We start from the raw sequence: 23,167 nt of genomic DNA, 5'->3' as shown, positions 1-23,167 counted from the left end.
ACGACCATGCTCGAGAAACTGATCCCTTTGTCGATCGGCCATCGCTGGCTGGTCATGGGCCTGACGCTGCTGTTGATCGGTGTCGGCGTGTGGAGCTTCCGCCAGCTGCCCATCGATGCCGTGCCGGACATCACCAACGTGCAGGTGCAGATCAACACCGCCGCGCCCGGCTACTCCCCGCTGGAAGCCGAGCAGCGCGTGACCTTCCCGGTGGAGATGGCCATGGCCGGCTTGCCGCGGATGGATTACTTCCGCTCGATTTCGCGCTACGGCCTGTCGCAGGTGACCGTGGTGTTCGCCGATGGCACCGACATCTACTTCGCCCGCCAGCAGGTGGCCGAGCGCTTGCAGCAGGTCAAATCGCAGCTGCCCGAGGGCGTGGAGCCGGCGTTGGGCCCGATCGCCACCGGCATGGGCGAGATCTTCTCCTACACCGTCAAGGCCGACCCGAAGGCGCGCAAGCCCGACGGCAGCGCGTACACCGCCACCGACCTGCGCACGCTGCAGGACTGGGTGCTGCGGCCACAGCTGCGCAACGTGCCCGGCATCACCGAGGTCAACACGCTGGGGGGCTTCCGGCGCGAGATCCACGTCACGCCCGATCCGCAGCGCCTGCGCTCGCTGGGGCTGACGTTCGAGGACATCGTCCAGGCGATCCAGCGCAACAACCAGAACGTCGGTGCCGGCTATATCGAGCGCAACGGCCAGCAGTTCCTGGTACGCGTGCCCGGGCAGGTCGCCGATCCGCCGCAACTGGGCGAGATCGTGCTGGGCCGGCGCGGCGGCGTGGCCGTGCGCGTGCGCGATGTGGCGCAGGTGGTCGAAGGCGCCGAGCTGCGTACCGGCGCGGCCACCGAGAACGGCGAGGAAGTCGTGCTCGGCATGGTGGTCATGCTGACCGGGGCCAACAGCCGCGATGTCGCGCAGGCTGCGGCGGCACGGCTGGCCGAGGCGGCGCGCAGCCTGCCGCCCGGGGTCACTGCCACGCCGGTGTACGACCGCACCGCGCTGGTGGATCGCACCATCGCCACGGTCGCCAGGAACCTCGTCGAGGGTGCGTTGCTGGTGATCGTCGTGCTGTTCCTGTTGCTGGGCAACTTCCGCGCCGCGCTGATCACCGCGGCGGTGATCCCGCTGGCGATGCTGTTCACGCTCACCGGGATGGCGCAGGGCGGCGTATCGGCCAACCTGATGAGCCTGGGCGCGCTGGACTTCGGCCTGATCGTCGATGGCGCGGTCATCATCATCGAGAACTGCCTGAGCCGGCTGGGCCATCGCCAGCAGCAACTGGGGCGATGGCTCACCCGCGACGAGCGATTCGCCCTCACCGCCGAGGCCACCGCCGAAGTCATCCGGCCCAGCCTGTTCGGCCTGGGCATCATCACCGCAGTGTACCTGCCGATCTTCGCGCTCACCGGCGTGGAAGGAAAGATGTTCCATCCGATGGCGATTACCGTGGTCCTGGCGCTCACCGGCGCGATGGTGCTGGCGTTGACCTTCGTGCCGGCCGCCATTGCCATGCTGCTCGGCGGCAAGGTCGAGGAAAAGGAGAACCGACTGATGCGCGCGATGCGGCGCGCGTACGTGCCGGTGCTGGACTGGAGCCTGCGGCGCGGGCGGTGGATCGCCGTGGGCGCACTGGTGCTGCTGGCCGGCAGCGGGATACTGGCCACGCGCCTGGGCAGCGAATTCGTGCCCAACCTGGATGAAGGCGACTTCGCCCTGCAGGCGATGCGCGTACCCGGCACCAGCCTGACGCAATCGGTGCGCATGCAGCAGCAGGTGGAGCGGCGCATCGCGCAGTTTCCCGAAGTCGAGCGCGTGTTCTCGCGCATCGGCACCGCCGAGGTGGCGTCCGATCCGATGCCGCCTTCCGTCGCCGACGTGTTCGTGATGGTGAAGCCGCGCGCGCAGTGGCCGCAGCCGTCCAAGCCCAAGCAGCAACTCGTGGCCGAGGTGGAGCAGGCGCTGGCGCAGGTGCCGGGCAACAACTACGAGTTCACCCAGCCGATCCAGATGCGCATGAACGAGCTGATCTCCGGCGTGCGTGCCGACGTGGCGATCAACCTGTATGGCGACGAGCTGGACACCCTGCTCGCCGTCGGCCGGCGGCTGGAGGCGGTCGCGCGCGGGGTACCCGGCGCGGCCGATGTGCGCCTGGAGCAGGCCACCGGCCTGCCGCTGCTGCAGGTGCAGCCGGACCGGCGCGCGTTGGCGGGGCTCGGCCTCAACGCCGACGATGTGCAGCGCGCCGTATCCACGGCGGTGGGGGGCGAAGTCGCCGGCCAGTTGTTCGAGGGCGACCGCCGCTTCGACATCGTGGTGCGCCTGCCCGAAGCATTGCGCCAGGACCCCGTCGCCCTGGCCGGCCTGCCGATCTCGCTGGCCGCGCCGCTGGCCAGCGGGCAGCGCGACGAAGCCGGCGGCGCGGTGGAAGGCACGCGGGCGCCGGCGGCCGTGCCGTTGTCCAGCGTGGCGGCGCTGGTGCCGATGGAAGGCCCGAACCAGGTCAACCGGCACAACGGCAAGCGGCGCATCGTGGTGACCGCCAACGTGCGCGACCGCGATCTGGGCAGCTTCGTGGCCGAGCTGCAGCAAGCGGTGACGCGCCAGGTGAAGCTGCCGGCGGGCTATTGGATCGGCTACGGCGGCAGCTTCGAGCAACTGATCTCCGCCGGCAAGCGGCTGTCGGTAGTGGTGCCGGCCACGCTCGCGCTGATCTTCGTGCTGCTGTTCTGGGCGTTCCGCTCGGCGCGCGATGCGGCCATCGTCTACAGCGGCGTGCCACTGGCGCTGACCGGCGGCGTACTGGCGCTGGCGCTGCGCGGCATCCCGTTGTCGATCTCCGCCGGCGTGGGCTTCATCGCGCTTTCCGGCGTGGCGGTCCTCAACGGGTTGGTGATGATCAGCTTCATCCGCGAACTGCGGCAGCGCGGCACACCGCTGGGCGAGGCGGTGCGCAGCGGCGCGCTGGCCCGCCTGCGGCCCGTGCTGATGACCGCGCTGGTGGCCTCGCTGGGCTTCGTGCCGATGGCGCTGAACACCGGCGCGGGCGCCGAGGTGCAGCGGCCGCTGGCCACGGTGGTGATTGGCGGCATCGTGTCCTCCACGCTGCTGACACTGGTGGTGCTGCCCATGCTCTACCAGTGGGTACACCGGCGCGAGGCCACACCGCGCATGACGGAGGAAACCCCGCGTGGCTGAGGCCGTCTGGCGGCCGCAGGTCCCGGCCGAAGGCGTGGTGTGGGCGGCCGCCGTGTATTTCGCCACGGTGAGCAGCGCGGCGTTCTGGCGCGCGGTCGCCGGCACGGGCGCGCTGGCGGAGGCGGGAGGCGGCCTCACCGCGCTCGCGTTGCTGATGCTCGCCATCGGCGTACATGTCCTGCTGCTGCGCCCGCTGGCGTGGCAGCGAACGCTCAAGCCCGTGCTGACCGCCTGGCTGCTGCTCGCCGCGGCAGTGGCCTACTTCGCGTGGCATTACGGCGTGCACTACGACACGGCGATCGCCCGCAGCAACCTGTCCACCGATCGACGCGAAGCGGCAGAACTGCTCACGCCTGCCCTGCTCGGCCATCTGTCGATCTACGGTGGCGTGCCCATCGCGCTGCTGTGGTGGGTGAGGCTGCGCCCGCGCAGCCTCGCGCGCGCGTGGCGCGGTTTCGCCGCCAGCATGGCGCTCACCGTATTGCTGCTGGGCGCCGGGGCATGGCTGCGCTTCCAGGACGTTTCAGCGTTGATGCGCATGCACGCGTCGCTGCGCTACCTGGTGACGCCGGCCAATGCGCTGGTCTCCACGAGCCGCGTACTGGCCCGCGACCTGGTCAACGTGGCCGCGCGGCCACGGGCGATCGTCGCCCCGGACGCGCGGCTGGACCACGGCCTGGCGCCGCGGCCGCATGTCCTGGTGCTGGTCGTCGGCGAAACGGTGCGTGCGCAGAACTGGGGCCTCAACGACCACTGGCGGCAGACCACGCCGCGGCTGGCACGCCAGGACGTGGTCAACTTCGGCAACGTCAGTGCCTGCGGCTCCAGCACCGCGGTCTCGTTGCCCTGCATGCTCTCCCCCTATGGACGGGAGGACTACAGCCGCCGCCGCATCGAGGGCAGCGAATCGCTGCTGCACGTGCTCGACCGCACGGGCGTGGACGTGCTTTGGCGCGACAACCAGGGCGGCTGCAAGGGCACCTGCGATGGCCTTCCGTTCCAGAGCTTTCGCGAGGGCACGGGCAGCGGGTGCGTCGGGGGCCGCTGCCCGGACAGCATCCTGCTGGAAGGCCTGGAGGGCGTGCTGGCCGCCGCACGCCGCGACCTGGTGGTGATACTGCATCCACTCGGCAACCACGGCCCGGCGTACTACCGGCGCTATCCGCCCCGGTTGCGCCGGTTCGTGCCCGATTGCCGCAGCGCCGACCTCGGGGATTGCACGCGCGAGGAGATCGCCAACGCCTACGACAACGCGGTGCTCGCGACCGACGAACTGCTGGACAACGCGGTAAACCTGCTGAAACGCCAGCGCGGCCTGGATACCGCGCTGCTCTACGTGTCCGACCATGGCGAATCGCTCGGGGAGAACGGCGTGTACCTGCACGGCCTGCCCTACCCCATCGCGCCGCCGGAACAGCTGAAGGTGCCGATGGTGGCGTGGCTGTCGCCCGGCTTTTCGAAGTCGCGCGGGGTCGATGGCGACTGCCTGCGCGCCCGCGCGCGTCAGCCCGCCAGCCATGACCACCTGTTCCACTCGGTGCTCGGCCTGATGCAGGTCAAGACACGTAGCTACCGCCAGGGCCTGGACGTGTTTGCACCTTGCACGCGCGCCGCCTCGCCGGACTGACTTTCACTGCGCCCAGCGCGAAAGATTCTGGCGCAAGCGTTCGATGCCCTCCCACGGATCCTTGCGGCGGCGGCGCAGGTGGGCCAGGGCCTCGGCCATCGGAAAGCTGTCCGCACGGTGGAGCTTGGGCAACTGCGCCCACGACAATGGCATCGCCACCGGTGCGCCCGGCCGCGCCCGCAGCGAATAGCTGGCCACGGCCGTGGCGCCGCGGCCGTTGCGCAAGTAGTCCACGAAGATGCGCTTGGCGCGCAGGCGCTTGGTGGCGGTGGCCAGGAAGCGGTCGGGCTCGGATTGGGCCAGCGCATCGGCGAAGCCGTGCGCGAAGCGTTTCACCAGCGCCCAGTCGCACCCCGGGTTCAACGGCACCACCACGTGCAACCCCTTGCCGCCGGATACGCGCAGGAACGACTCCAGCTCCAGGGCCTCCAGGTGGCGGCGAATGTCCACCGCCGCGCGGCGCACTTCGGCAAATGGCACGTCCGGCCCCGGATCGAGGTCGAATACCACGCGGTCGGCGCGATCGGGCTCCTCCGCGTGCGCACCCCAGGGATGGAATTCCAGCGCGTTGAACTGCACCAGTTCCATGACCCCGACCTCGTCGCGCGCCACCAGGTACTCGGCGGCATGGCCGCCCTCTTCCTTCAGCCGCACCGCATCCACCCGTTCCAACCCGGTGGTGTGGTGCTTCTGGAAAAAGCACGGCCTGCCGGTGCCGGCGGGACAACGAATGATCGACAGCGGCCGCCCCACGATTTCGGGCAGCAGCCAGGGCATCACCGCGCGGTAGTAGTCCCACACCTGCTGCTTGGTGATGCCGTCGTCCGGATACAGCACCTTGCCCGGGCTGCTCAGCGCGGGCAGCTCGGCGGCGGCCCGCTTCGAAGTCGCGCCCACCCGGCCGGACGCCTTCGTGGACGCCTTCGCGGAGCGCTTCGCGGCCGCTTTTCCGGCCGCCTTCGGCGCCGGGCGGCGGTCGCTGTCGCGCAGGTCCTGGATGCGCTTGTCCTCGCGCACGGCCTTCAGCGAGGGCTGCCGCAGCAGTTCCTGCCGGCCGATGCCGCGGTAGAAGACCTCCACCACGAAACGCGGCGCGAACCAGGTGGCGCGCCGCAGGTCGGTATCCATCGTGCCGACATGCGCGGTGGGCTTGGGACCGCCAGCCTTGCCGATGCGCTGGCTGATCTCGGCGAGCATGGCGTCGGTGAAGCCCGTCCCCACGCGGCCGACATAGCGCCAGCCGTGTTCGGGATCGGGCTTGGCCAGCAGCAGCGAGCCGAAGCCGCTGCGGCTGCCGCGCGGCGCGGTATAGCCGACGACGGCGAATTCGTCGCTGGCAAGCTGCTTGGTCTTGCGCCAGTCGTCGCTGCGTCCCGGGTGGTAGCCGCGGTCCGCGCGCTTGGAGATGATGCCCTCGAAATGCTGCTCGCCCGCCAGCGCGTAGGCGCTGGCGCCATCGGCCTCGATGTGCGAACTGAAGGCCAGGTGCGGGCTGCGCGCGTTGTCCAGGATCTTCTGCAGCAACGCCTTGCGTTCGCGCAGCGGCGCGGCGGAGATGTCCACGCCATCGACATGCAGCAGGTCGAACAGCGCGAGCACGAGCTTGCCCGCGCGTTCTCCGGACAACGTGGCCTGCAACAGGTTGAAATCCTCTTTCCTGCCCTTGCCGGCGATCAGCTCGCCATCCAGCGCGACCGAAGCCAGGCCAAGCCCTTCGATGGCCGCCGCCACGTCGGGCAGCTTCTGCGTCCAGGAGAGCGCATTGCGCGACCACAGCTGCACGCTTCCCTTGGCCATCGTGGCGAGGATGCGGTAGCCGTCCCATTTGATTTCATGCAGCCACTGCTCGCCCTCGGGCGCGGCATCGTCCAGGCGCGCCAGCTGCGGCTCGAACGCGGCGGTCGGCGCCTTGGCCTTGCGCGCGCCGGGCAACTGGGCGGCGATCGCGGCCCAGTCTCGCTTGCGCTTGGGGCCGGCCACTTCCACGCGTTCGCGCTTGAGCTTGCGCGGCTTGCCGCGGCCGGCGCGCGCGGCGTCGGCTTCCGGTGGCGCGGTGACATCGGCCAACAGGTCGTCGGCTTCCAGCTTGCCGGCGTAGGCGTCCTCGTCCTTGAACAGCAGCCACTGCGGCTGCCGCGCCGGCTTGCCGGAGCGCACCAGGTGCCAGCCGCCCTTGAGTTTTTCGCCGAACAGCTCGAAGCGCAGGTGGCCCTTCGCCAGCTGCGCCTCCACATCGCCCTCGCTTGACCATACGCCGTGGTCGAACTGCGCCACATGCCCGCCGCCATAGTGGCCCTGGGGGATTTCGCCTTCGAAGCTGGCGTAGTCCAGGGGATGGTCTTCCACCTCCACCGCCATGCGCTTGACCTTCGGGTCGTAGCTGGGCCCTTTCGGGACCGCCCAACTCTTGAGCGCATCGCCCACTTGCAGGCGGAAATCGTAATGCCGGCGGCTGGCGTGGTGGAGCTGCACCACGAAGATCGGCCGGCGCCCCTTCGGCAGGCGCTTGCCCGGCTCGGGCTCGCGGGTCTGGTCGAAGCGGCGCTTGCGCCGATACTCGGTGAGGCTCACGCCGGGCGCCTACTTGCGGATGTATTCGCGTACCGCAGCAGCGGACGCGCCGACGGTATGCACCGCCTCGCGCAGCTTCTGCTCGCTCACGCCCAGCGCCTGCGTCCAATAGCGGACCTCGTAGTCCTCGGAGAGGTTGATGCGTTCGCGATCGCGCGGGCCGCGGTCCTGTTTGTCGTCGCTCATGGTCTGGCCTCCAGGGGTTGCACGCGACGCTACGCCGCCGAAAGTCGCGCAAGGGTGAAGAATCAACGGGCGAGCTTGATCCACGTCGGCGCGTGGTCGCTGGCCTTGGGCAGGCCGCGCACCCAGCGGTCCACGCCGGCATCGCGCAGGCGCGGCGCCAATGCGCGATTGAGCAGCAAGTGGTCGATGCGCAGCCCGCGATCGCGCTCGTAGTGCTGGCGGAAGTAATCCCAGAACGTGTAGATGCGCGCATCGCCGTGCACTTCACGCAGTGCGTCGGTCCAGCCGAGGTCGAGCAGCTTGAACCACGCCGCCCGGCTTTCCGGTTGCAGCAGCGCGTCCTTGCGCCAGCCTTTCGGGTCGTAGATGTCTTCATCCGTCGGCACGACGTTGAAGTCGCCGAGCATCACCACGGGCGTGTCCGCATCGACCAGCGTGCGTGCGTGGCGGATCAGCCGCGCGAACCACTTGAGCTTGTAGTCGAAGCGCGGGCCGGGCTGCGGGTTGCCGTTGGGCAAATAGAGCCCGGCCACGCGCAGCCCGTGCGCGTCCACTTCGAGGTAACGGGCCTGCGTGTCGCTGCGATCCCATGGCAGGCCACGGCGCACTTCTTCGGGCACCTGCCCGCGCGCCAGGATGGCCACGCCGTTCCAGGACTGCTGGCCGACCCAGCGGCTGCCGTAGCCCGCCTCTTCCAGCGCCGCGCGCGGAAAGGCGGTGTCGACCGCCTTCAGTTCCTGCAGCGCCACCACGTCCGGCTTCTCGCGCGCCAGCCACTCCAGCAGGTGCGGCAGGCGCGCGCCAATGCCATTGACGTTGTAGGTCGCCACCTTCAACGCGCGTGCCGCCATCAATCGGGGACCTTGGCCGGGATGAAGGGCGACACCGGGTCACTGGCCGGGAACGTTTCCTCCAGGGCTTCGTCCTGGCGCTTTTCTTCCTTGCGCTTTTCCTTGGGATGCTTCGGGTCCGACGGGGTGGGCGGTGTGGGGGCTTCGTGCTTCATGGCGTGGCTCCTGGTGAGCGTCGTCGTGCGCCCGCAGGCGACGCGCGACGGTGAGTTCGCCGGCCAGCGGGTCGCGCAGCGCATGCAGGTGTGCACGCACTGCCGCGGTGCTGGCCGCCGGGATGAGTTCGTGGTCGAGCAAGGCCAAGGTCTGCGCCAGGCTCGTGCGCATGGCCCGCAGATAGGACGAGGAAACGGCCTGCGCGTCGGCAGCGCGCAGCGCCGTCAGTTCGCGCTGCCCGCGCCGGATCAGGTCCTGCGTGCGCGGCTGGGCCAGGTCGGGCAACCACGGATCGTGCCGGCCCTTGCCGCTGGCGTGCGCGGCGAGCATGCGTTCGGCCCAGGCCTGCACATCCGGGTCCAGCCCTCGGTCCAGCGCCAGCCGCGAGAGATCGGCCTGGTACTGGTCGAGCGCACTCAGCAAACCCAGCCCGGCGCGTTCGCGCGCGGTGGCTTGTGGCCAGCCGAGCACCGCCGGCCCGCGCCGCTCCGGCACGGGCGCCTCGTAATGGGTACGCGCCTCGTCCGGGTCGTTGGGGTCGGTCTGCGCCACAGCATGCACCGGCCAGCAGGCGAGACCGGCACAGGCGGCGGCAGCAGTGGCGAACGCGAAGCGCATACGCCCAGCGTGCGACCGACGAGGTGCCGCGCGGGTGAAGGCGTCTTGCCGCGCGCTTCACATACGCGCGCGGTTCACCGGTGTGGGAAGCCGGTGAAGACGCTCAATCGGCGCTGCGGCAGAACGCGGCGTAGTCGATATAGCCGGGAAATGCGCGCCCCGCCGCGCACACCGGGCAATCGGGATCGGGCGGCAGGCGCAGTTCGCGGAAGCGCATGGCCAGCGCGTCGAAGCCCAGCAGCCGGCCGCGCAGTGGTTCACCGAGGTCCAGCAGCAGCTTGAGCACTTCGGTGGCCTGCAGCAGCCCGACGATGCCCGGCAACACGCCGAACACGCCGGCCTCGGCGCAGTTCGGCGCGAATTCGGGCGATGGCGGCTCGGGGAACAGGCAGCGGTAACAGGGCGCCTGGCCACGGTGGCGGCCGGCATCGAACACGCTCACCTGCCCCTCGAACTGCTGCACGGCGCCGTAAACCAGCGGCTTGCCGAGCTTCACGCAGGCATCGTTGAGCAGGTAGCGCAGCGGGAAGTTGTCCGAGCCGTCGAGGACCACATCGACGTCCTGCAGCATGCGCTCGACGTTCTCCGCGCGCAGGCGCTCGACGAAGGTCTCCAGGCGCACGGTGGGATTGAGCGCCTGCAGCGCGAGCGTGGCCGAATCGACCTTCGGCATGCCCACGCGCGCGTCCGTGTGCAGGATCTGCCGCTGCAGGTTGCTGCGGTCCACCACGTCGTCGTCGATCAGGCGCAGCGTGCCCACGCCGGCGGCGGCCAGGTAGTACGCGGCCGGGGAACCGAGGCCGCCGGCACCGACCACCAGCACGCGCGCGGCTTGCAGGCGGCGCTGCCCCTCCACCCCGACCTGCGGCAGGCGCAGATGGCGCGAATAACGTTCGAGGAAATCCTGCTGGTCGGCCGGCAGGTGCGGGCGCACCAGCGGCAGGCCTTCGGCGCGCCAGCGGGTGGTGCCGCCGGCTACCGAGGCCACCTGCGTCCAGCCCAATGCATGCAGTGCCTCGGCCGCGGCCAGCGAGCGCTTGCCGGTCTGGCAGATCAGCATCACCGGCTGGTCGGCCGCGCCCAGGTGGTCGCCGGGCGCCGCCTCGAGTTCGGCGCGGGTGAGCGCCAGCGCGCCCTCGGCCTGGCCCTCCACGCGCTCGTGTGCGTCACGGATGTCGATCAGCCGCACGCCCTGGAGGGCACGGCGGCGCGCGTGCGCCGGGTCGATCTGTTCGATGCTCATGCCGCCATTATCCGCGCAAAGGCGTGCCGGCGATGCGCGCAACGCGGATCACTGCGTCGCGCGGCCCGCGAAGGCCGCGCGCCCCCCAGCAAAAACCGCTCCCCACGCCCCCCCCCCCCCGGCCGCGGGCGCGGACGCCCACGCCCCATACCCCCCCCACCGCGCGGTCGGCCGCGCCGCGCAGGCGATGCGATGCGTCGGCCGCGTTCGGCGTCACCCGCAGCTGGCCCGTCGCATCGCAGTGCAGCCGCCCGCGCAGCAGTTCGAGCCGCTCGTGGCGCTTGTCCCATGGCGCATCGAGCGCCGCGTACAGGCGCAGCGCCGGTTCGGACCGCCCCTGCAGCGCGTCCAGCAGGGGCTGCGCGAACGCGGTGAACGTGGCCAACACCGAGACCGGGTTGCCCGGCAGCCCGAGCACCAGGGCCCGGTCCAGCTCACCACACAGCAATGGCATGCCCGGCCGCATGCGCACCTTCCAGAAATGGATGCGGCCGGTGCGTTCCAGCAGCGCCGGCAAGTGGTCCTTCTCGCCGGCGGACACGCCGCCGCAGGTCAGGATCAGGTCGAACGCGGCGGCGGCATCGCGCAGCACCGTTTCCATGCGCGCCGGGTCGTCGGGCAAGGTGGGCCAGGCCACCGGGGTGAAGCCCAGCTCGCGCAGCCGCGCCATCAGCAGGTCGCGGTTGGCGTTGTAGATCTGCCCCGGCGCCAGCGGCACGCCGGGTTCCACCAGTTCGTCGCCGGTAGCGAACACCGCCACGGTGGGCCGCGCATGCACCGGCAACTGCGCGCGCCCCACGGCGGCGGCCAGCCCGATCCGCGCGGCGGTGAGCACGCTGCCGGCCCGCAGCACGACATCGCCGGCGCCCACGTCCTCGCCCGCGCGGCGCACGTAGCTGCCCGGCGCGGGGGCGGCGTCGAAGGTGATCCAGCCCCCCTCCTCGCGCGCCAGTTCGCGCATCAAAATGGTGTCGGCACCCGCCGGCAACAGGGCGCCCGTGGTGATGCGCACGCATTCGCCCTCGCCCAGCGGCGCGGCGTCGGCATGTCCGGCGAACTGCTCGCCGGCCAGGCGCAGGCGGTGGCCGGCGGCATCGGCATGGCGGAACGCGAAGCCGTCCATCGCGCTGTTGTCGAACGCCGGCAGGTGGACCTCGGCGATGACATCGGCCGCCAGCACGCGGCCCTCCGCGCGGGCGGTGGCCAGGTGTTCCACCGGCATGCGACGCGCTGCCGCCAGCCCGCGCAGCAGCGCCAGGGCTTCATCGACGGACAGGCGGGTGGGAAACGCGGTCATCGGCGATGCCGCGGTCACTTGCCCTTGACGTGGCGCATCAGGCGTCGCTTGCGCGCGATCTGCCGGTCCGTCAGCTCGTTCTTCTTGCCTTCGTACGGATTGGCGCCTTCGCGGAAGATGAAGCGCACCGGCGTGCCGACCAGCTTGAAGCGCTTGCGGAAGAAGTTTTCCAGGTAGCGCTTGTACGAATCGGGCAGCACCTTCAGGCGCGTGCCGTGGACGATGAAGGTCGGCGGGTTGCTGCCGCCCGGATGCACGTAGCGCAGCTTGGAGACGTGGCCGCGGATGCTCGGCGGCGGATTGGTCTCGTAGGCCACTTCCAGGGTCTTGTTCACCTCGGCGGTGCTGAATTCCTTGGTGGCCGAGGCGTGCGCGCGGTGGATGGCGCGGAACAACTCGCGCAGGCCCGAGCCGTGCTTGGCCGAGATGCGCACCGCTTCGGCCCAGTTGACGAAGCTCAGCTTGCGCGAAAGCAGGTCTTCGGCCTGTTCGCGCTGGTAGTCGGTCAGGCCGTCCCACTTGTTGATCGCCACCACGAGCGCCTTGCCGGCCTCCAGGATGGCGCCGAGCACGGTCGCGTCCTGGTCGGTGACGCCCTCGGTGGCGTCCAGCAGCAGCACGGCGACCTGGCACTGCTCGATCGCCTGCAGCGTCTTGAACGCGCTGAACTTCTCCACCGCTTCTTCCACGCGCGACTTGCGGCGCAGGCCGGCGGTATCGATCAGGCGGTACTCGCGGCCATCGCGCTCCAGGTCCACGGCGATGGAATCGCGCGTGGTGCCCGGCACCTCGGAGGCGATCATGCGTTCCTCGCCCAGCAGGCGGTTCACCAGCGTGGACTTGCCCACGTTCGGGCGGCCGACGAAGGCGATGCGCATGCGCTTGGGGTCTTCGTCCAGCAGCTCGCCGGCACCTTCCTCGGGCAGGCGCTCGCACACCTCGTCGAGCAGGTCGTCCAGGCCCTGGCGGTGCGCGGCCGAGACGGTGATGACGTCGGCGAAGCCGTAGCGCGCGAAGTCCGAGCGCACGGCGTCTTCGTTGACGCCGTCGATCTTGTTGATGACCAGCAGGGTCGGCCGCGACAGCTTGCGCAGCCAGGCCAGGATTTCGTCGTCGAGCGCGGAGGCGCCTTCGCGGCCATCGACCACGAACAGCACCAGGTCCGCTTCGCCGGCCGCGGCGCGGGCCTGCCGCGCGGTCGCGCCGGCCAGGCCTTCTTCATCGCCGGCGATGCCGCCGGTATCGACCACGATGAAGGGTTCGTGCCCTTCCAGCCGGCACACGCCGTAGTGGCGGTCACGGGTGACGCCAGGCTGGTCGTGGACCAGCGCGTCGCGGCTGCGCGTCAGCGCATTGAACAGCGTGGACTTGCCGACATTCGGCCGTCCAACCAGGGCGACCAAAGGCAGCATCGCGTCACTCCTGTCTTATTGGGCCAGCCGGAAGGCGGTCAGTTTGCCGTCCGTGTTCTGCACCAGCAGTATGCCATCGGAGACGACGAGCTGGCCGACCAGGGCGTCGCGCCCGGCGCGCTCGCGCGCCGCCAGTTCGCCGTTGTCCAGCCGCAACCAGTGCAGGTAGCCCTTGTAGTCGCCGACCACGGCGTAGTCGCCCTGGATCGCCGCGCCGGTCAGCGAGCGGCGGGCCAGCGCGGCTTGCGACCACATCGCCGAGCCGGTGCCCTTGTCCAGGCCCCAGACCGAGCCGGCGTTGTCGGCCACGACCACCAGGCCGGGGGACACGCCCACCGCGCCGGCGCCGCCATGGTCGCGCGACCAGATCGGGCGACCGGTCGGGCCGTCGATGGCCAGCGTCTCGTTCTTGAAGCTGGTGGCATACAGCGTGCGGTCTTCCAGCACCGGGGTGCCGTCCACGTCGGCCATGCGCTGCAGCTCGGTGCGGCCTTCCGGCACGCCGATCGCCTGCGACCACAGCGGGCGGCCGTCCTGCATGGCCAGCGTGTCGACGGTGCCGTCGTCGTTGCCGACGAAGACCACGCCCGGGCCGGCGAGCACCGAGGCGTTGCCGCGCACGGTCAGCGACGGCGACTCCTTGTCATGGAACCAGCGACGCTGGCCGTTGCCCGCCTCGAAGGCGGTGACGCGGCCGTCGTTGCTGCGCACGAACACCAGGTTCTGCGCGATGGCCGGGGCGGCGATGACTTCGTTCGGCACGCGGGCGCGCCACTTCTCGCTGCCGTTGGCCGCGTCCAGGGCGATGACCTGGCCGTCGAGCGTGCCGATCACCACCAGCCCCTCGCCCACGCCGGGACCACCGGACAGGCGCAGCTTGGGCTTCTTCTTGACCTTCTCGGGCTTGTATTCCCAGACCTGCTTGCCGGTCTGCAGGTCGAGCGCGACGACGCCGCCTTCCACCGCGGCGGCAAACACCTTGCCGTCGGCGACCGAGGGATGCTGGCGCACGCCGATACGGCCTTCGCCCTTGCCCACGCCGGTGGACCACAGCTTGCGCACTTCCACGGTCGGCTTGAAATCGACCAGTTCGGCCGGCTCCTGTGCCTTCTTCGCGGCGGCGTCCTTGCTGGTGAACCAGCCCTTGACCGTGCTGCAGCCGCTCAGCGCGGCGCCCAGCAGCACGATGGCCGCCAACTGCTTCAACTTCGAGTGATTCATCAGATCTGCTCCGCGGGTTCGGGCACGGTGCCGCCCGCATCGGTGAGCTTGACTTCCAGCAGGGCGCGCTGCGGCGCGCCGACCGCCACCTGGGCCAGGGCCTTCGTGTACAGGTCGCGGGCCGCGTCGCGCTGACCCTGGGCCTGCGCCGCGTCGCCGCGGATTTCCAGGCTGATGCCGTCGTCGTACCCGGCCAGCAGCTTGTCCGCCTCGGCGGCCTGGTTGGCGTCGATCAACAGCTTGGCCAGCCGCTGGTCGACCACCCGCTTGAGCGCGCCGTCGGCCTGGATGCCCCGCAGGGTCTTGATCGCATCATCGTTCTTGCCGGCGGTGACCTGCGCCTTGGCCAGGTCCAGCGCCGCAAGGTCGATATAGACGCCGGCGGCCTTGGCCGCGGACAGGTCCTGCATCGCCTTGGCGGCTTCGTCCAGCTTGCCGGCTTCCACGCCCTTGACCACCGCGTCGTAGCGGCGGCCGGCTTCGGCCGCGTGGGAAAGCTGCTGCTTCTGCCACCACTGCCAGCCCAGGATCAGGCCCAGGCCCACCACGACACCGCCGATCAGGCCGGCGCCGTTCTTCCTCAACCACGAGCGAACGCGTTCGCCTTGTTCGTGTTCGTCCAGCAGATCGTCGATCGCCATGCGTACTCTCACCCCGTCCTTGTCGGATCCGGAGCATCAAAGGGGAAACGAAAAACCGCGGTGCCTGCAGCCTGCGACATCACTCGGCAGCGGGCACCACGGAGCCGTCGGAGGATACCGCAAAACGCGCCACGTTAGCGCGCTGGAACGGTTTCACGTCGACGATACTGCCGGCTTGCTGAACCTCTACCGCCGACGCATTGCCCAGCTTGACGCGGCCGACGCGGCCGGTTTCGTAGCTGCGATCCTCGCCCGCGCGCACCAGCCCCTTCTCGACCACGCTGCCGTCCGGCGCCACGATCTCGATCCAGCTTTCGCCGGTGAAGTGCAACGACAGGCCGGCGCCGGAAGGCGCGCTCGCCGCGCGCGGCATCGGCGTCAACGACGCGATGTACGGCGCGGTCGGCGTGGTGGGCTTGGGGACATCGGCGCTGGCCGCCGCGGCGGCCGGGGTGGACGAAGTGGCCGGCGTGGCGGCCGGCTCGCCGGCCACCTGGGCGGCGGCGCTCTCGCCGGGCACCACGTCCAGCGATGCGGTGTTGCGGCCCTGCTCGCCCGGCACGCTGCGGATGGCGTACCAGACCGGCACGACCAGCACGCCGGTGATCACGACGTACACGGCGCGGCGGGCGATGCTCTCCATCATCCGCCGGCCGCGCGGGGTGTGCGAATGGCTGACCAGCTTGACCGGCTCCACGTTCTCCAGCCGCGCCTGCTGCAACAGCGGCGCCAGGTCCACCTTCAACAGGCGCGCGTAGCTGCGCAGCTGGCCGCGAACGAATACCGGGGCGCCCAGGCGTTGCCAGTCCTCCTGCTCCAGCGACCGCACCACCTGTACCGGCATGCGCAGCTGGGTCGCCACCTGGTCCACCGTCAGCCCGGCGGCCTCGCGCGCTTCACGCAGGTACTGTCCGCATCCCTTTTCCTGCTCGAAAGGGTTCGGATTGGACTCACTGATCACAATGCTTTGGCCCCCGGGTTGGCGGTGGTCGGCGGAAACTCCTCGACCAGCCGCTGCTGATATCGGCTGGCGGCTGCCTTGTCGCCAAGCCCCTGTTCAATCTGAATAGCAAGTTGTAGCACGGAAGCCGTGGCCGGTGCAGCCGCCAGACGCCGTTCGCTGAAAGCCCGCGCCTCGAAGTAGCGGCGCTGGGAGACCTGGTAGCGCGCCATCGATTCCAGCGCGTAGGCATTGGTGGGATCGAGCTGCAGCGCCTTTTCCAGGTCCGCGGCCGCCCGTTCGCCCTGCCCGGACTGCAAGGCGCAGCCCCCGGCGTTGGCCAGCGCGGCGGCCGGGGTGCGGTAATTGGGCGCGGCCAGCGCACGGTCGAACCACACCAGCGCTTCGGCGGCGAAGCCGTTCGCGCACAGCCACGCGCCATAGTTGTTGAGGGTGTCGCCCTGCTCCGGGGCCAGTTCGGCCGCCTTGCGATAGGCCTCGCCGGCGCCTCGTGCATCGCCCTGGCGGTCGCGCACGAGCGCCTGGACGGTATAGGCGTCGGCCAGCCGCGGGTCCTGCTTGATCACCTCGCGCACCAGCGCGTCGGCGGCGGGAATATCCCCGCCCTGGAGACGGTTGACCGCCAGCCCGAGCTTTTCCTGCCGGGCCAGCCGCTGGCGGGTGGCCGGGTCGTCACGCACGTCGTAACGCGGGGCGACATTGTCCACGCGCTTGACCTTGCCCGCCTTCGCGTTGCGCGACCCGGTGCCGCAACCGGCGGTCAGCAGCGCGGTCGCGACCAGCAAACACAACGTCAGCTCATGCCGCCGCGTCATGGCCGTCTTGGGCTTCCAGTTGCCGGCGGAACGTGGCTTGGCGGCGGGTGCGATCCATCACCTGCCCCTTGAGCTGGCCGCAGGCGGCGTCGATGTCGTCGCCGCGGGTACGGCGCACCATCGTCAGCACCTGCGAATCGAGCAGGATTTTCTGGAAGGCGCGGATCTGTCCCTCGTCCGAGCGCTCGTAGCGCGTGCCCGGGAAGGGATTGAACGGGATCAGGTTGACCTTGCCCGAATCCTTCGCCTGCACGGCATTGTCGAACTGGCGCATCAGCTTGGCCAGTTGGCGCGCATGCTCGGGCTGGTCGTTGATGCCCTTCATCAGGGTGTATTCGAAGGTCACCGAGTCGCGCTTCTTGTTCGCGCGCAGATAGCGCGCGCACGACGCCATCAGCTCGGCGATCGGGTACTTCTTGTTGAGCGGCACCAGCGTCTCGCGCAGCACGTCGTTGGGCGCATGCAGCGACACCGCCAGCGAGACGTCGCTCTCCACCGAGAGGCGGTCGATCATCGGCACCAGGCCGGAGGTGGACAGCGTGACCCGCTTGTTGGCCAGGCCGTAGCCGAGGTCGTCGCGCATCACGTTCATGGCGCGCACGACGTTGTCGAAGTTCATCAGCGGCTCGCCCATGCCCATCATCACCACGTTGGTGAGGCGGCGCTGCTGGTGCGGGACGTTGCCGAGGTGGCGCGCCGCGACCCACACCTGCCCGATGATCTCGGCGGTGGACAGGTTGCGGTTGAAACCCTGCGTGGCGGTGGAGCAGAACGTGCAGTTCAGCGCGCAGCCCACCTGCGAGGACACGCACAGCGTGCCGCGCGTCTTGTCGGGGATGTACACCGTCTCAATGGCATTCTTGCCATCGGCGCCCATCGCCAGCAGCCACTTGTGCGTGCCGTCGGCGGAAGGCTTGTCGAACACCACGTTCGGGACGACCACCTCGGCGTGCGCGTGCAGCTTGGCCCGCAGCGCCTTGCCGAGGTCGGTCATCTGGTCGAAGTCGGTGACGTAGCGGTGGTGGATCCACTTCATCACCTGGTGGGCACGGTAGCGCGCCTCGCCGAGGGTTTCGGCGAAGAACTGCTCCAGGCCCGCGCGATCGAGGTCCAGCAGGTTCTGCTTGGCAACCTTCCCGTCGAGGACGGGAAGCTCACGCGGCTCGGTGGGGCTGACGACCTCGTTCACGGCACTTCTCTCTTAGCGCGAAACCACTTCGGTGGCGGCGAAGAAATACGCCACTTCGATGGCGGCGTTCTCGACCGAGTCCGAACCGTGGGCGGCGTTGGCATCGATCGAATCGGCGAAGTCGGCGCGGATGGTGCCCGGCGCGGCGTCCTTCGGATTGGTGGCGCCCAGCAGGTCGCGGTGCGCGGCCACGGCGTTCTCGCCTTCCAGCGCCTGGATCATCACCGGGCCGGAGATCATGAACTCGACCAGCGCGTTGAAGAACGGGCGCTCGCGGTGCACGGCGTAGAAGCCTTCGGCCTCGCGACGCGACAGCTGCTTGTACTTGGCGGCCACGACCTTCAGGCCGGCCTTCTCGAAGCGGCTGTAGATTTCGCCGATGACGTTCTTGGCGACGGCATCGGGCTTGATGATGGACAGGGTGCGCTCCAGCGCCATGGAAAAATCTCCCGAGGGCGGGCCACTGACTGGCCCGAGGTTAACATGAAAAAAACCCGCGTCAAAACGCGGGCTTAGCCGAACTTGCGATGGACAATTCTAACGCCTTGGCGCGGGCTTTGCATACTGGGCGGGCGCCGGCTGCCGGGGCGGTCATGCTGCGGCGCACAATGCACTTCCATACGGCAGGGTATAGGATCAAACAATCGTTTGATTGATGCCCTCGCCGCCATGCCCAAGCCCGCCCACTTCTCCACCAAGGACCGCATCCTCGGCGCGGCGGAGGAGCTGTTCGCCCAGCATGGCTTCGCCGGCACCTCGCTGCGGCTGGTCACCAGCCACGCGGACGTCAACATCGCCGCGGTCAACTACCACTTCGGCTCGAAGGAAAACCTGGTCAACGAGGTCTTCCGCCGGCGCATGGACGAGATGACCGCCGCCCGCCTGGCCCAGCTGGAACAGGCGCGCCGCGAGCGCCCGGGCGACCTGGCCGCCGTGCTGGCCGCCTTCGTCGAACCGGCGCTGGCGATGGCGCAGGACCGCCAGAGCGGCGGCGCCTTCGTGCGGGTCATCGCGCGGGCCTACGCCGAGAAGAACGACAACCTGCGCAAGTTCCTCTCCGACCATTACGGCCATGTCCTGCGCGAGTTCGGCAAGGCCATCGCGGCCTGCGTGCCGGGCCTGAGCAAGGAGGAGCTGTACTGGCGGCTGGATTTCCTGGCCGGCGCCCTGACCTACGCCATGGCCGACTTCGGCCTGATCAAGCGCCCGGCCGGCGTCAGCGAGGCCGACCACCGCGCCCATGCGGCGCGCGAACTCATCCGTTTCGCGGAGGCCGGCTTCCTGGCCCGCCCCCAACCCTAAGCCGTTCACACCGTAGTCGTTATCCATCAAGGGTTTATCGATATGTCCAATCCCCTGCTAGTCCGTCGCGCGGCCGTCCTCGGCGCCGGCGTCATGGGCGCCCAGATCGCCGCGCACCTCACCAACGCCGGTGTCGACACCGTGCTGTTCGACCTGGCCGCGAAGGAAGGCCCCGCCGACGGCATCGTGCTGAAGGCCATCGCCAACCTGGGCAAGCTGAGCCCGGCGCCGCTGGCGTCCAAGTCGCTGGCCGAGGCCATCACCCCGGCCAACTACGACACCGGCCTGGAGCAGCTGCGCGGCTGTGACCTGATCATCGAAGCCATCGCCGAACGCATGGACTGGAAGCAGGACCTGTACGCGAAGATCGCGCCGTTCGTGTCCGACACCGCCGTGCTGGCCTCCAACACCTCCGGCCTGGGCATCAACAAGCTGGCCGAGGTGCTGCCCGAGCAGCTGCGCCACCGCTTCTGCGGCGTGCACTTCTTCAACCCGCCGCGCTACATGCACCTGGCCGAGCTGATCCCGGCCAAGGGCACGGACAAGTCCGTGCTCGAAGGCCTGGAGACCTTCCTCACCACCACGCTCGGCAAGGGCGTGGTGTACGCCAAGGACACGCCGAACTTCATCGGCAACCGCATCGGCGTGTTCTCGATCCTGTCCACCATCCACCACACCGAGCAGTTCGGCCTGGGCTTCGACGAGGTCGACGGCCTGACCGGCCCGCTGGTGGGCCGCCCGAAGTCGGCGACCTACCGCACCTCCGACGTGGTCGGCCTGGACACCATGGCGCACGTCATCAAGACCATGGCCGACACCCTGCCCGATGACCCGTGGCATGCGTTCTTCAAGTCGCCCAAGTGGCTGGAGGCGCTGATCGCCAAGGGCGCGCTGGGCCAGAAGACCGGCGCGGGCATCTTCCGCAAGGTCGGCAAGGACATCGTCGTGCTCGACGTGGCCAAGCAGGACTACCGCCCGGCCGACCGCGCCGCGGCGCCGGAAGTGGTCGAGATCCTGAAGATCAAGAACCCGGCCGAGAAGTTCGCCAAGCTGCGCGAAAGCCAGCACCCGCAGGCACAGTTCCTGTGGGCGACGTTCCGCGACCTGTTCCACTACAGCGCCTACCACCTGGCCGACATCGCCGACACCGCGCGCGACGTGGACCTGGCGATCCGCTGGGGCTACGGCTGGTCGCTGGGCCCGTTCGAGACCTGGCAGGCCGCCGGCTGGAAGCAGGTCGCGCAGTGGATCGCCGACGACATCGCCGCCGGCAAGAGCATGAGCAACGCCCCGCTGCCGAACTGGGTGTTCGACGGACGCGACGGCGTGCACGCCGCCGAGGGCAGCTACAGCCCGGCGCGCGATGCCAAGCTGCCGCGTTCCTCGCTGCCGGTGTACCGCCGCCAGCGTTTCCCCGATCCGCTGCTGGGCGAGAAGTTCAGCCCGGGCGAGACGGTGTTCGAGAACGATGGCCTGCGCATGTGGCACGACGGCGACGATATCGCCGTGGTCAGCTTCAAGACCAAGATGAACACCGTTTCCGACCAAGTGCTCGATGGCCTGCAGGAAGCGGTCTCGCGCGCCGAGAAGGACTTCAAGGGCCTGGTGATCTGGCAGCAGAAGGAGCCCTTCTCCGCCGGCGCTGACCTGGCCGGTGCGCTGGGCGCGCTGCAGGCCGGCAAGGTCGCCGAGTTCGAGGCGATGGTCGCCAACTTCCAGCGCACCAGCCAGCGCATCAAGTATTCGCTGGTGCCGGTGGTGGCCGCGGTGCGTGGCCTGGCGCTGGGCGGCGGCTGCGAGTTCCAGATGCATAGTGCCAAGACGGTGGCCGCGCTGGAGAGCTACATCGGCCTGGTCGAGGCCGGCGTGGGCCTGCTGCCGGCCGGTGGCGGCCTGAAGGAACTGGCGGTGCGCGCTTCGCAGGCGGCCGGTCCGGGCGGTGACGTGTTCGCCGAGCTGAAGAAGACCTTCGAGACCGTGGCGATGGCCAAGGTGTCCAACTCGGCGGTCAACGCGAAGGAACTGGGCCTGCTGCGCCAGACCGACAAGGTGGTGTTCAACACCTTCGAGTCGCTGTACATCGCCAAGGCCGAGGCGCTGGCGCTGGCCGAGGGCGGCTATCGCCCGCCGCTGCCCGCCAACCGCATCCAGGTCGCCGGCGATGTCGGCATCGCCACCTTCAAGATGCTGCTGGTCAACATGCTGGAAGGCCGCTTCATCAGCGAGTACGACTACGAGATCGCCAGCCGCATCGCCACGGTGGTGTGCGGTGGCGAAGTGGACCGTGGCGCGCTGGTGGACGAGGAATGGCTGCTCAAGCTCGAGCGCCAGCACTTCGTGGAGCTGGCCCAGCAGGAGAAGACCCAGGCCCGCATCGCCCACATGCTCAAGACCGGCAAGCCGCTGCGCAATTGATGCGCAGCGCTTGAGGCCTTCTTCGAATTCCGGAGTAATGAAATGACCAAGCAGATCCAGGACGCCTACATCGTCGCCGCCACCCGCACCCCGGTGGGCAAGGCGCCGAAGGGCATGTTCCGCAATACCCGCCCCGACGACATGCTGGCGCACGTGCTGCGTTCGGTGGTGGCGCAGGCGCCGGGCATCGACCTGGCGCGTATCGACGATGCGATCATCGGCTGCGCGATGCCCGAGGGCGAGCAAGGCATGAACGTGGCGCGCATCGGCGTGCTGCTGGCCGGCCTGCCGAACACGGTGGCCGGGCAGACGATCAACCGCTTCTGCTCTTCGGGCCTGCAGGCCGTGGCGCTGGCGGCCAACGAAATCCGCCTGGGCAATGCCGACCTGATGCTGGCCGGCGGCACCGAGTCGATGTCGATGGTGCCGATGATGGGCAACAAGGTGGCGCTGTCGCCGTCGGTGTTCAAGGACGACCACGTGGCCATCGCCTACGGCATGGGCATCACCGCCGAGAAGGTGGCCGAGGAGTGGAAGGTGTCGCGCGAGGACCAGGATACGTTCGCGCTGGCGTCGCACCAGAAGGCGCTGGCGGCGATTGCGGCCGGCGAGTTCCGCGACGAGATCAGCCCGTACGAGATCGTCTCGCACGTGCCGGACCTGGCGGGCAACGCGATCGCGCTGCGCAAGAAGCTGGTGGATACCGATGAAGGCCCGCGTGCGGACACGTCGCTGGAGGGCCTGGGCAAGCTGCGTCCGGTGTTCCGCAACGGCCAGTTCGGCGGTTCGGTGACGGCGGGCAATTCGTCGCAGATGAGCGATGGCGCCGGCGCGGTGCTGCTGGCTTCCGAGCAGGCGATCAAGGACTACGGGTTGACGCCGCTGGCGCGCTTCGTGTCGTTCTCGGTGGCGGGCGTGCGGCCGGAAGTGATGGGCATCGGTCCGATCGCGGCGATCCCGAAGGCGCTGAAGCAGGCCGGGTTGACCAAGGACCAGCTCGACTGGATCGAGCTCAACGAGGCCTTCGCGGCGCAGTCGCTGGCGGTGATCCGCGACAGCCAGCTGGACCCGTCGAAGATCAATCCGCTGGGCGGTGCGATCGCGCTGGGCCACCCGCTCGGTGCGACCGGTGCGATCCGTACCGCGACGATCGTGCACGGTCTGCGTCGTCGCCAGCAGAAGTACGGCATGGTGACGATGTGCATCGGCACCGGCATGGGCGCTGCGGGGATCATCGAGGCGCTTTGATCTTTGCAGTGGATTTTGGATGTTGGAGAGGCGGCCTGCGGGCCGCCTTTTCTTTTGTGCGCTTTGTTTTTGGGGCGTGTTGGCCTTCGAGGTTGATCGGCTGTTCTTTGATCGTGCACGGCCTGCGGGGGCTGGGCCCTTTCGGGACACGCCGTGAACCCATCCATGGGGGCTCGTAGGCGACATCCATGTCGCCTACGGTCCCGAAAG

The 23,167-nt window shown here is 69.4% G+C and carries 15 protein-coding genes and 3 pseudogenes; 5 read left to right on the top strand and 13 right to left on the bottom strand.

Translation table 11 applies throughout. The annotated features are described in order from the left end of the window. Positions 1–6: 6 nt before the first annotated feature. Positions 7–3,204, top strand: coding sequence for a CusA/CzcA family heavy metal efflux RND transporter (locus P6166_RS01955; protein WP_277762857.1), 3,198 nt, complete (start codon positions 7–9; stop codon positions 3,202–3,204). After that, positions 3,197–4,831: a sulfatase-like hydrolase/transferase gene (locus P6166_RS01950; RefSeq protein WP_277762856.1), complete on the top strand. Its 1,635-nt coding sequence runs from the start codon at positions 3,197–3,199 to the stop codon at positions 4,829–4,831. Before P6166_RS01955 ends, P6166_RS01950 begins: the two co-directional genes overlap by 8 nt. A 3-nt stretch (positions 4,832–4,834) precedes the next feature. Here the strand turns inward: P6166_RS01950 and ligD are convergent, their stop codons facing one another. The 13 genes and pseudogenes from ligD to ndk form a co-directional block, all read right to left on the bottom strand. Continuing rightward, complete coding sequence (gene ligD / locus P6166_RS01945; protein ID WP_277762855.1) at positions 4,835–7,402, bottom strand: DNA ligase D; 2,568 nt, start codon at positions 7,400–7,402, stop codon at positions 4,835–4,837. A 9-nt stretch (positions 7,403–7,411) separates the two neighbouring features. Beyond that, positions 7,412–7,588, bottom strand: a complete 177-nt coding sequence (locus tag P6166_RS01940) for a DUF3606 domain-containing protein (protein ID WP_277762854.1) — start codon at positions 7,586–7,588, stop codon at positions 7,412–7,414. Between the two features lie 71 nt (positions 7,589–7,659). After that, a pseudogene (xth, locus tag P6166_RS01935) lies at positions 7,660–8,439 on the bottom strand (exodeoxyribonuclease III); the annotation flags it as partial. A 201-nt stretch (positions 8,440–8,640) separates the two neighbouring features. Then, positions 8,641–9,213 (bottom strand): annotated as a pseudogene (locus P6166_RS01930) (DUF4142 domain-containing protein); the annotation flags it as partial. 103 nt (positions 9,214–9,316) lie between these two features. Beyond that, positions 9,317–10,456, bottom strand: coding sequence for a molybdopterin-synthase adenylyltransferase MoeB (gene moeB / locus P6166_RS01925; RefSeq protein ID WP_277762852.1), 1,140 nt, complete (start codon positions 10,454–10,456; stop codon positions 9,317–9,319). Between the two features lie 166 nt (positions 10,457–10,622). Next, positions 10,623–11,753, bottom strand: a pseudogene (gene glp, locus P6166_RS01920) (gephyrin-like molybdotransferase Glp); the annotation flags it as partial. A gap of 14 nt (positions 11,754–11,767) precedes the next feature. Further along, the gene (der, locus tag P6166_RS01915; RefSeq protein ID WP_277762851.1) at positions 11,768–13,165 is read right to left on the bottom strand and encodes a ribosome biogenesis GTPase Der; all 1,398 of its coding nucleotides are present in this window, start codon (positions 13,163–13,165) and stop codon (positions 11,768–11,770) included. Between the two features lie 15 nt (positions 13,166–13,180). After that, complete coding sequence (bamB, locus tag P6166_RS01910) at positions 13,181–14,386, bottom strand: outer membrane protein assembly factor BamB (RefSeq protein WP_277762850.1); 1,206 nt, start codon at positions 14,384–14,386, stop codon at positions 13,181–13,183. Next, positions 14,386–15,027, bottom strand: coding sequence for a tetratricopeptide repeat protein (locus tag P6166_RS01905; protein WP_277762849.1), 642 nt, complete (start codon positions 15,025–15,027; stop codon positions 14,386–14,388). Before P6166_RS01905 ends, bamB begins: the two co-directional genes overlap by 1 nt. Positions 15,028–15,106: 79 nt before the next feature. Continuing rightward, on the bottom strand, positions 15,107–15,988 hold the full coding sequence (locus tag P6166_RS01900) for a helix-turn-helix domain-containing protein (RefSeq protein ID WP_277762848.1): 882 nt from the start codon (positions 15,986–15,988) through the stop codon (positions 15,107–15,109). After that, positions 15,985–16,803, bottom strand: coding sequence for a type IV pilus biogenesis/stability protein PilW (gene pilW, locus P6166_RS01895; RefSeq protein WP_277762847.1), 819 nt, complete (start codon positions 16,801–16,803; stop codon positions 15,985–15,987). Before pilW ends, P6166_RS01900 begins: the two co-directional genes overlap by 4 nt. Further along, positions 16,787–17,920: a 23S rRNA (adenine(2503)-C(2))-methyltransferase RlmN gene (gene rlmN, locus P6166_RS01890; protein ID WP_277763133.1), complete on the bottom strand. Its 1,134-nt coding sequence runs from the start codon at positions 17,918–17,920 to the stop codon at positions 16,787–16,789. Before rlmN ends, pilW begins: the two co-directional genes overlap by 17 nt. 84 nt (positions 17,921–18,004) lie before the next feature. Then, positions 18,005–18,430, bottom strand: coding sequence for a nucleoside-diphosphate kinase (ndk, locus tag P6166_RS01885; protein WP_022973082.1), 426 nt, complete (start codon positions 18,428–18,430; stop codon positions 18,005–18,007). A 231-nt stretch (positions 18,431–18,661) separates the two neighbouring features. On the opposite strand from ndk, the gene P6166_RS01880 reads away from it, so the two are divergent. Genes P6166_RS01880 through P6166_RS01870 form a run of 3 tightly spaced genes read left to right on the top strand, consistent with a single transcriptional unit; the run spans position 18,662 to position 22,957 of the window. Continuing rightward, positions 18,662–19,294 carry a TetR/AcrR family transcriptional regulator gene (locus tag P6166_RS01880; RefSeq protein WP_130318581.1) on the top strand — a complete coding sequence of 211 codons (633 nt, stop codon included), beginning with the start codon at positions 18,662–18,664 and terminating at the stop codon, positions 19,292–19,294. Positions 19,295–19,336: 42 nt separating this feature from the next. After that, positions 19,337–21,709, top strand: a complete 2,373-nt coding sequence (locus tag P6166_RS01875; protein ID WP_277762846.1) for a 3-hydroxyacyl-CoA dehydrogenase/enoyl-CoA hydratase family protein — start codon at positions 19,337–19,339, stop codon at positions 21,707–21,709. 42 nt (positions 21,710–21,751) lie between these two features. Further along, positions 21,752–22,957, top strand: coding sequence for an acetyl-CoA C-acyltransferase (locus tag P6166_RS01870; protein WP_277762845.1), 1,206 nt, complete (start codon positions 21,752–21,754; stop codon positions 22,955–22,957). Positions 22,958–23,167: the final 210 nt, after the last annotated feature.

Source organism: Stenotrophomonas sp. HITSZ_GD, from assembly GCF_029543105.1.
Lineage (GTDB): Bacteria > Pseudomonadota > Gammaproteobacteria > Xanthomonadales > Xanthomonadaceae > Stenotrophomonas_A.
This window is presented reverse-complemented; position numbering and strand designations above follow the sequence as displayed.

Excerpts from the sequence above, each read along its gene's own strand:
- P6166_RS01955 (WP_277762857.1), top strand. The coding sequence starts at position 7 with ATGCTCGAGAAACTGATCCCTTTGTCGATCGGCCATCGCTGGCTGGTC.
- P6166_RS01940 (WP_277762854.1), bottom strand. The coding sequence starts at position 7,588 with ATGAGCGACGACAAACAGGACCGCGGCCCGCGCGATCGCGAACGCATC.
- moeB (WP_277762852.1), bottom strand. The coding sequence starts at position 10,456 with ATGAGCATCGAACAGATCGACCCGGCGCACGCGCGCCGCCGTGCCCTC.
- der (WP_277762851.1), bottom strand. The coding sequence starts at position 13,165 with ATGCTGCCTTTGGTCGCCCTGGTTGGACGGCCGAATGTCGGCAAGTCC.
- bamB (WP_277762850.1), bottom strand. The coding sequence starts at position 14,386 with ATGAATCACTCGAAGTTGAAGCAGTTGGCGGCCATCGTGCTGCTGGGC.
- P6166_RS01905 (WP_277762849.1), bottom strand. The coding sequence starts at position 15,027 with ATGGCGATCGACGATCTGCTGGACGAACACGAACAAGGCGAACGCGTT.
- pilW (WP_277762847.1), bottom strand. The coding sequence starts at position 16,803 with ATGACGCGGCGGCATGAGCTGACGTTGTGTTTGCTGGTCGCGACCGCG.
- ndk (WP_022973082.1), bottom strand. The coding sequence starts at position 18,430 with ATGGCGCTGGAGCGCACCCTGTCCATCATCAAGCCCGATGCCGTCGCC.
- P6166_RS01880 (WP_130318581.1), top strand. The coding sequence starts at position 18,662 with ATGCCCAAGCCCGCCCACTTCTCCACCAAGGACCGCATCCTCGGCGCG.
- P6166_RS01875 (WP_277762846.1), top strand. The coding sequence starts at position 19,337 with ATGTCCAATCCCCTGCTAGTCCGTCGCGCGGCCGTCCTCGGCGCCGGC.
- P6166_RS01870 (WP_277762845.1), top strand. The coding sequence starts at position 21,752 with ATGACCAAGCAGATCCAGGACGCCTACATCGTCGCCGCCACCCGCACC.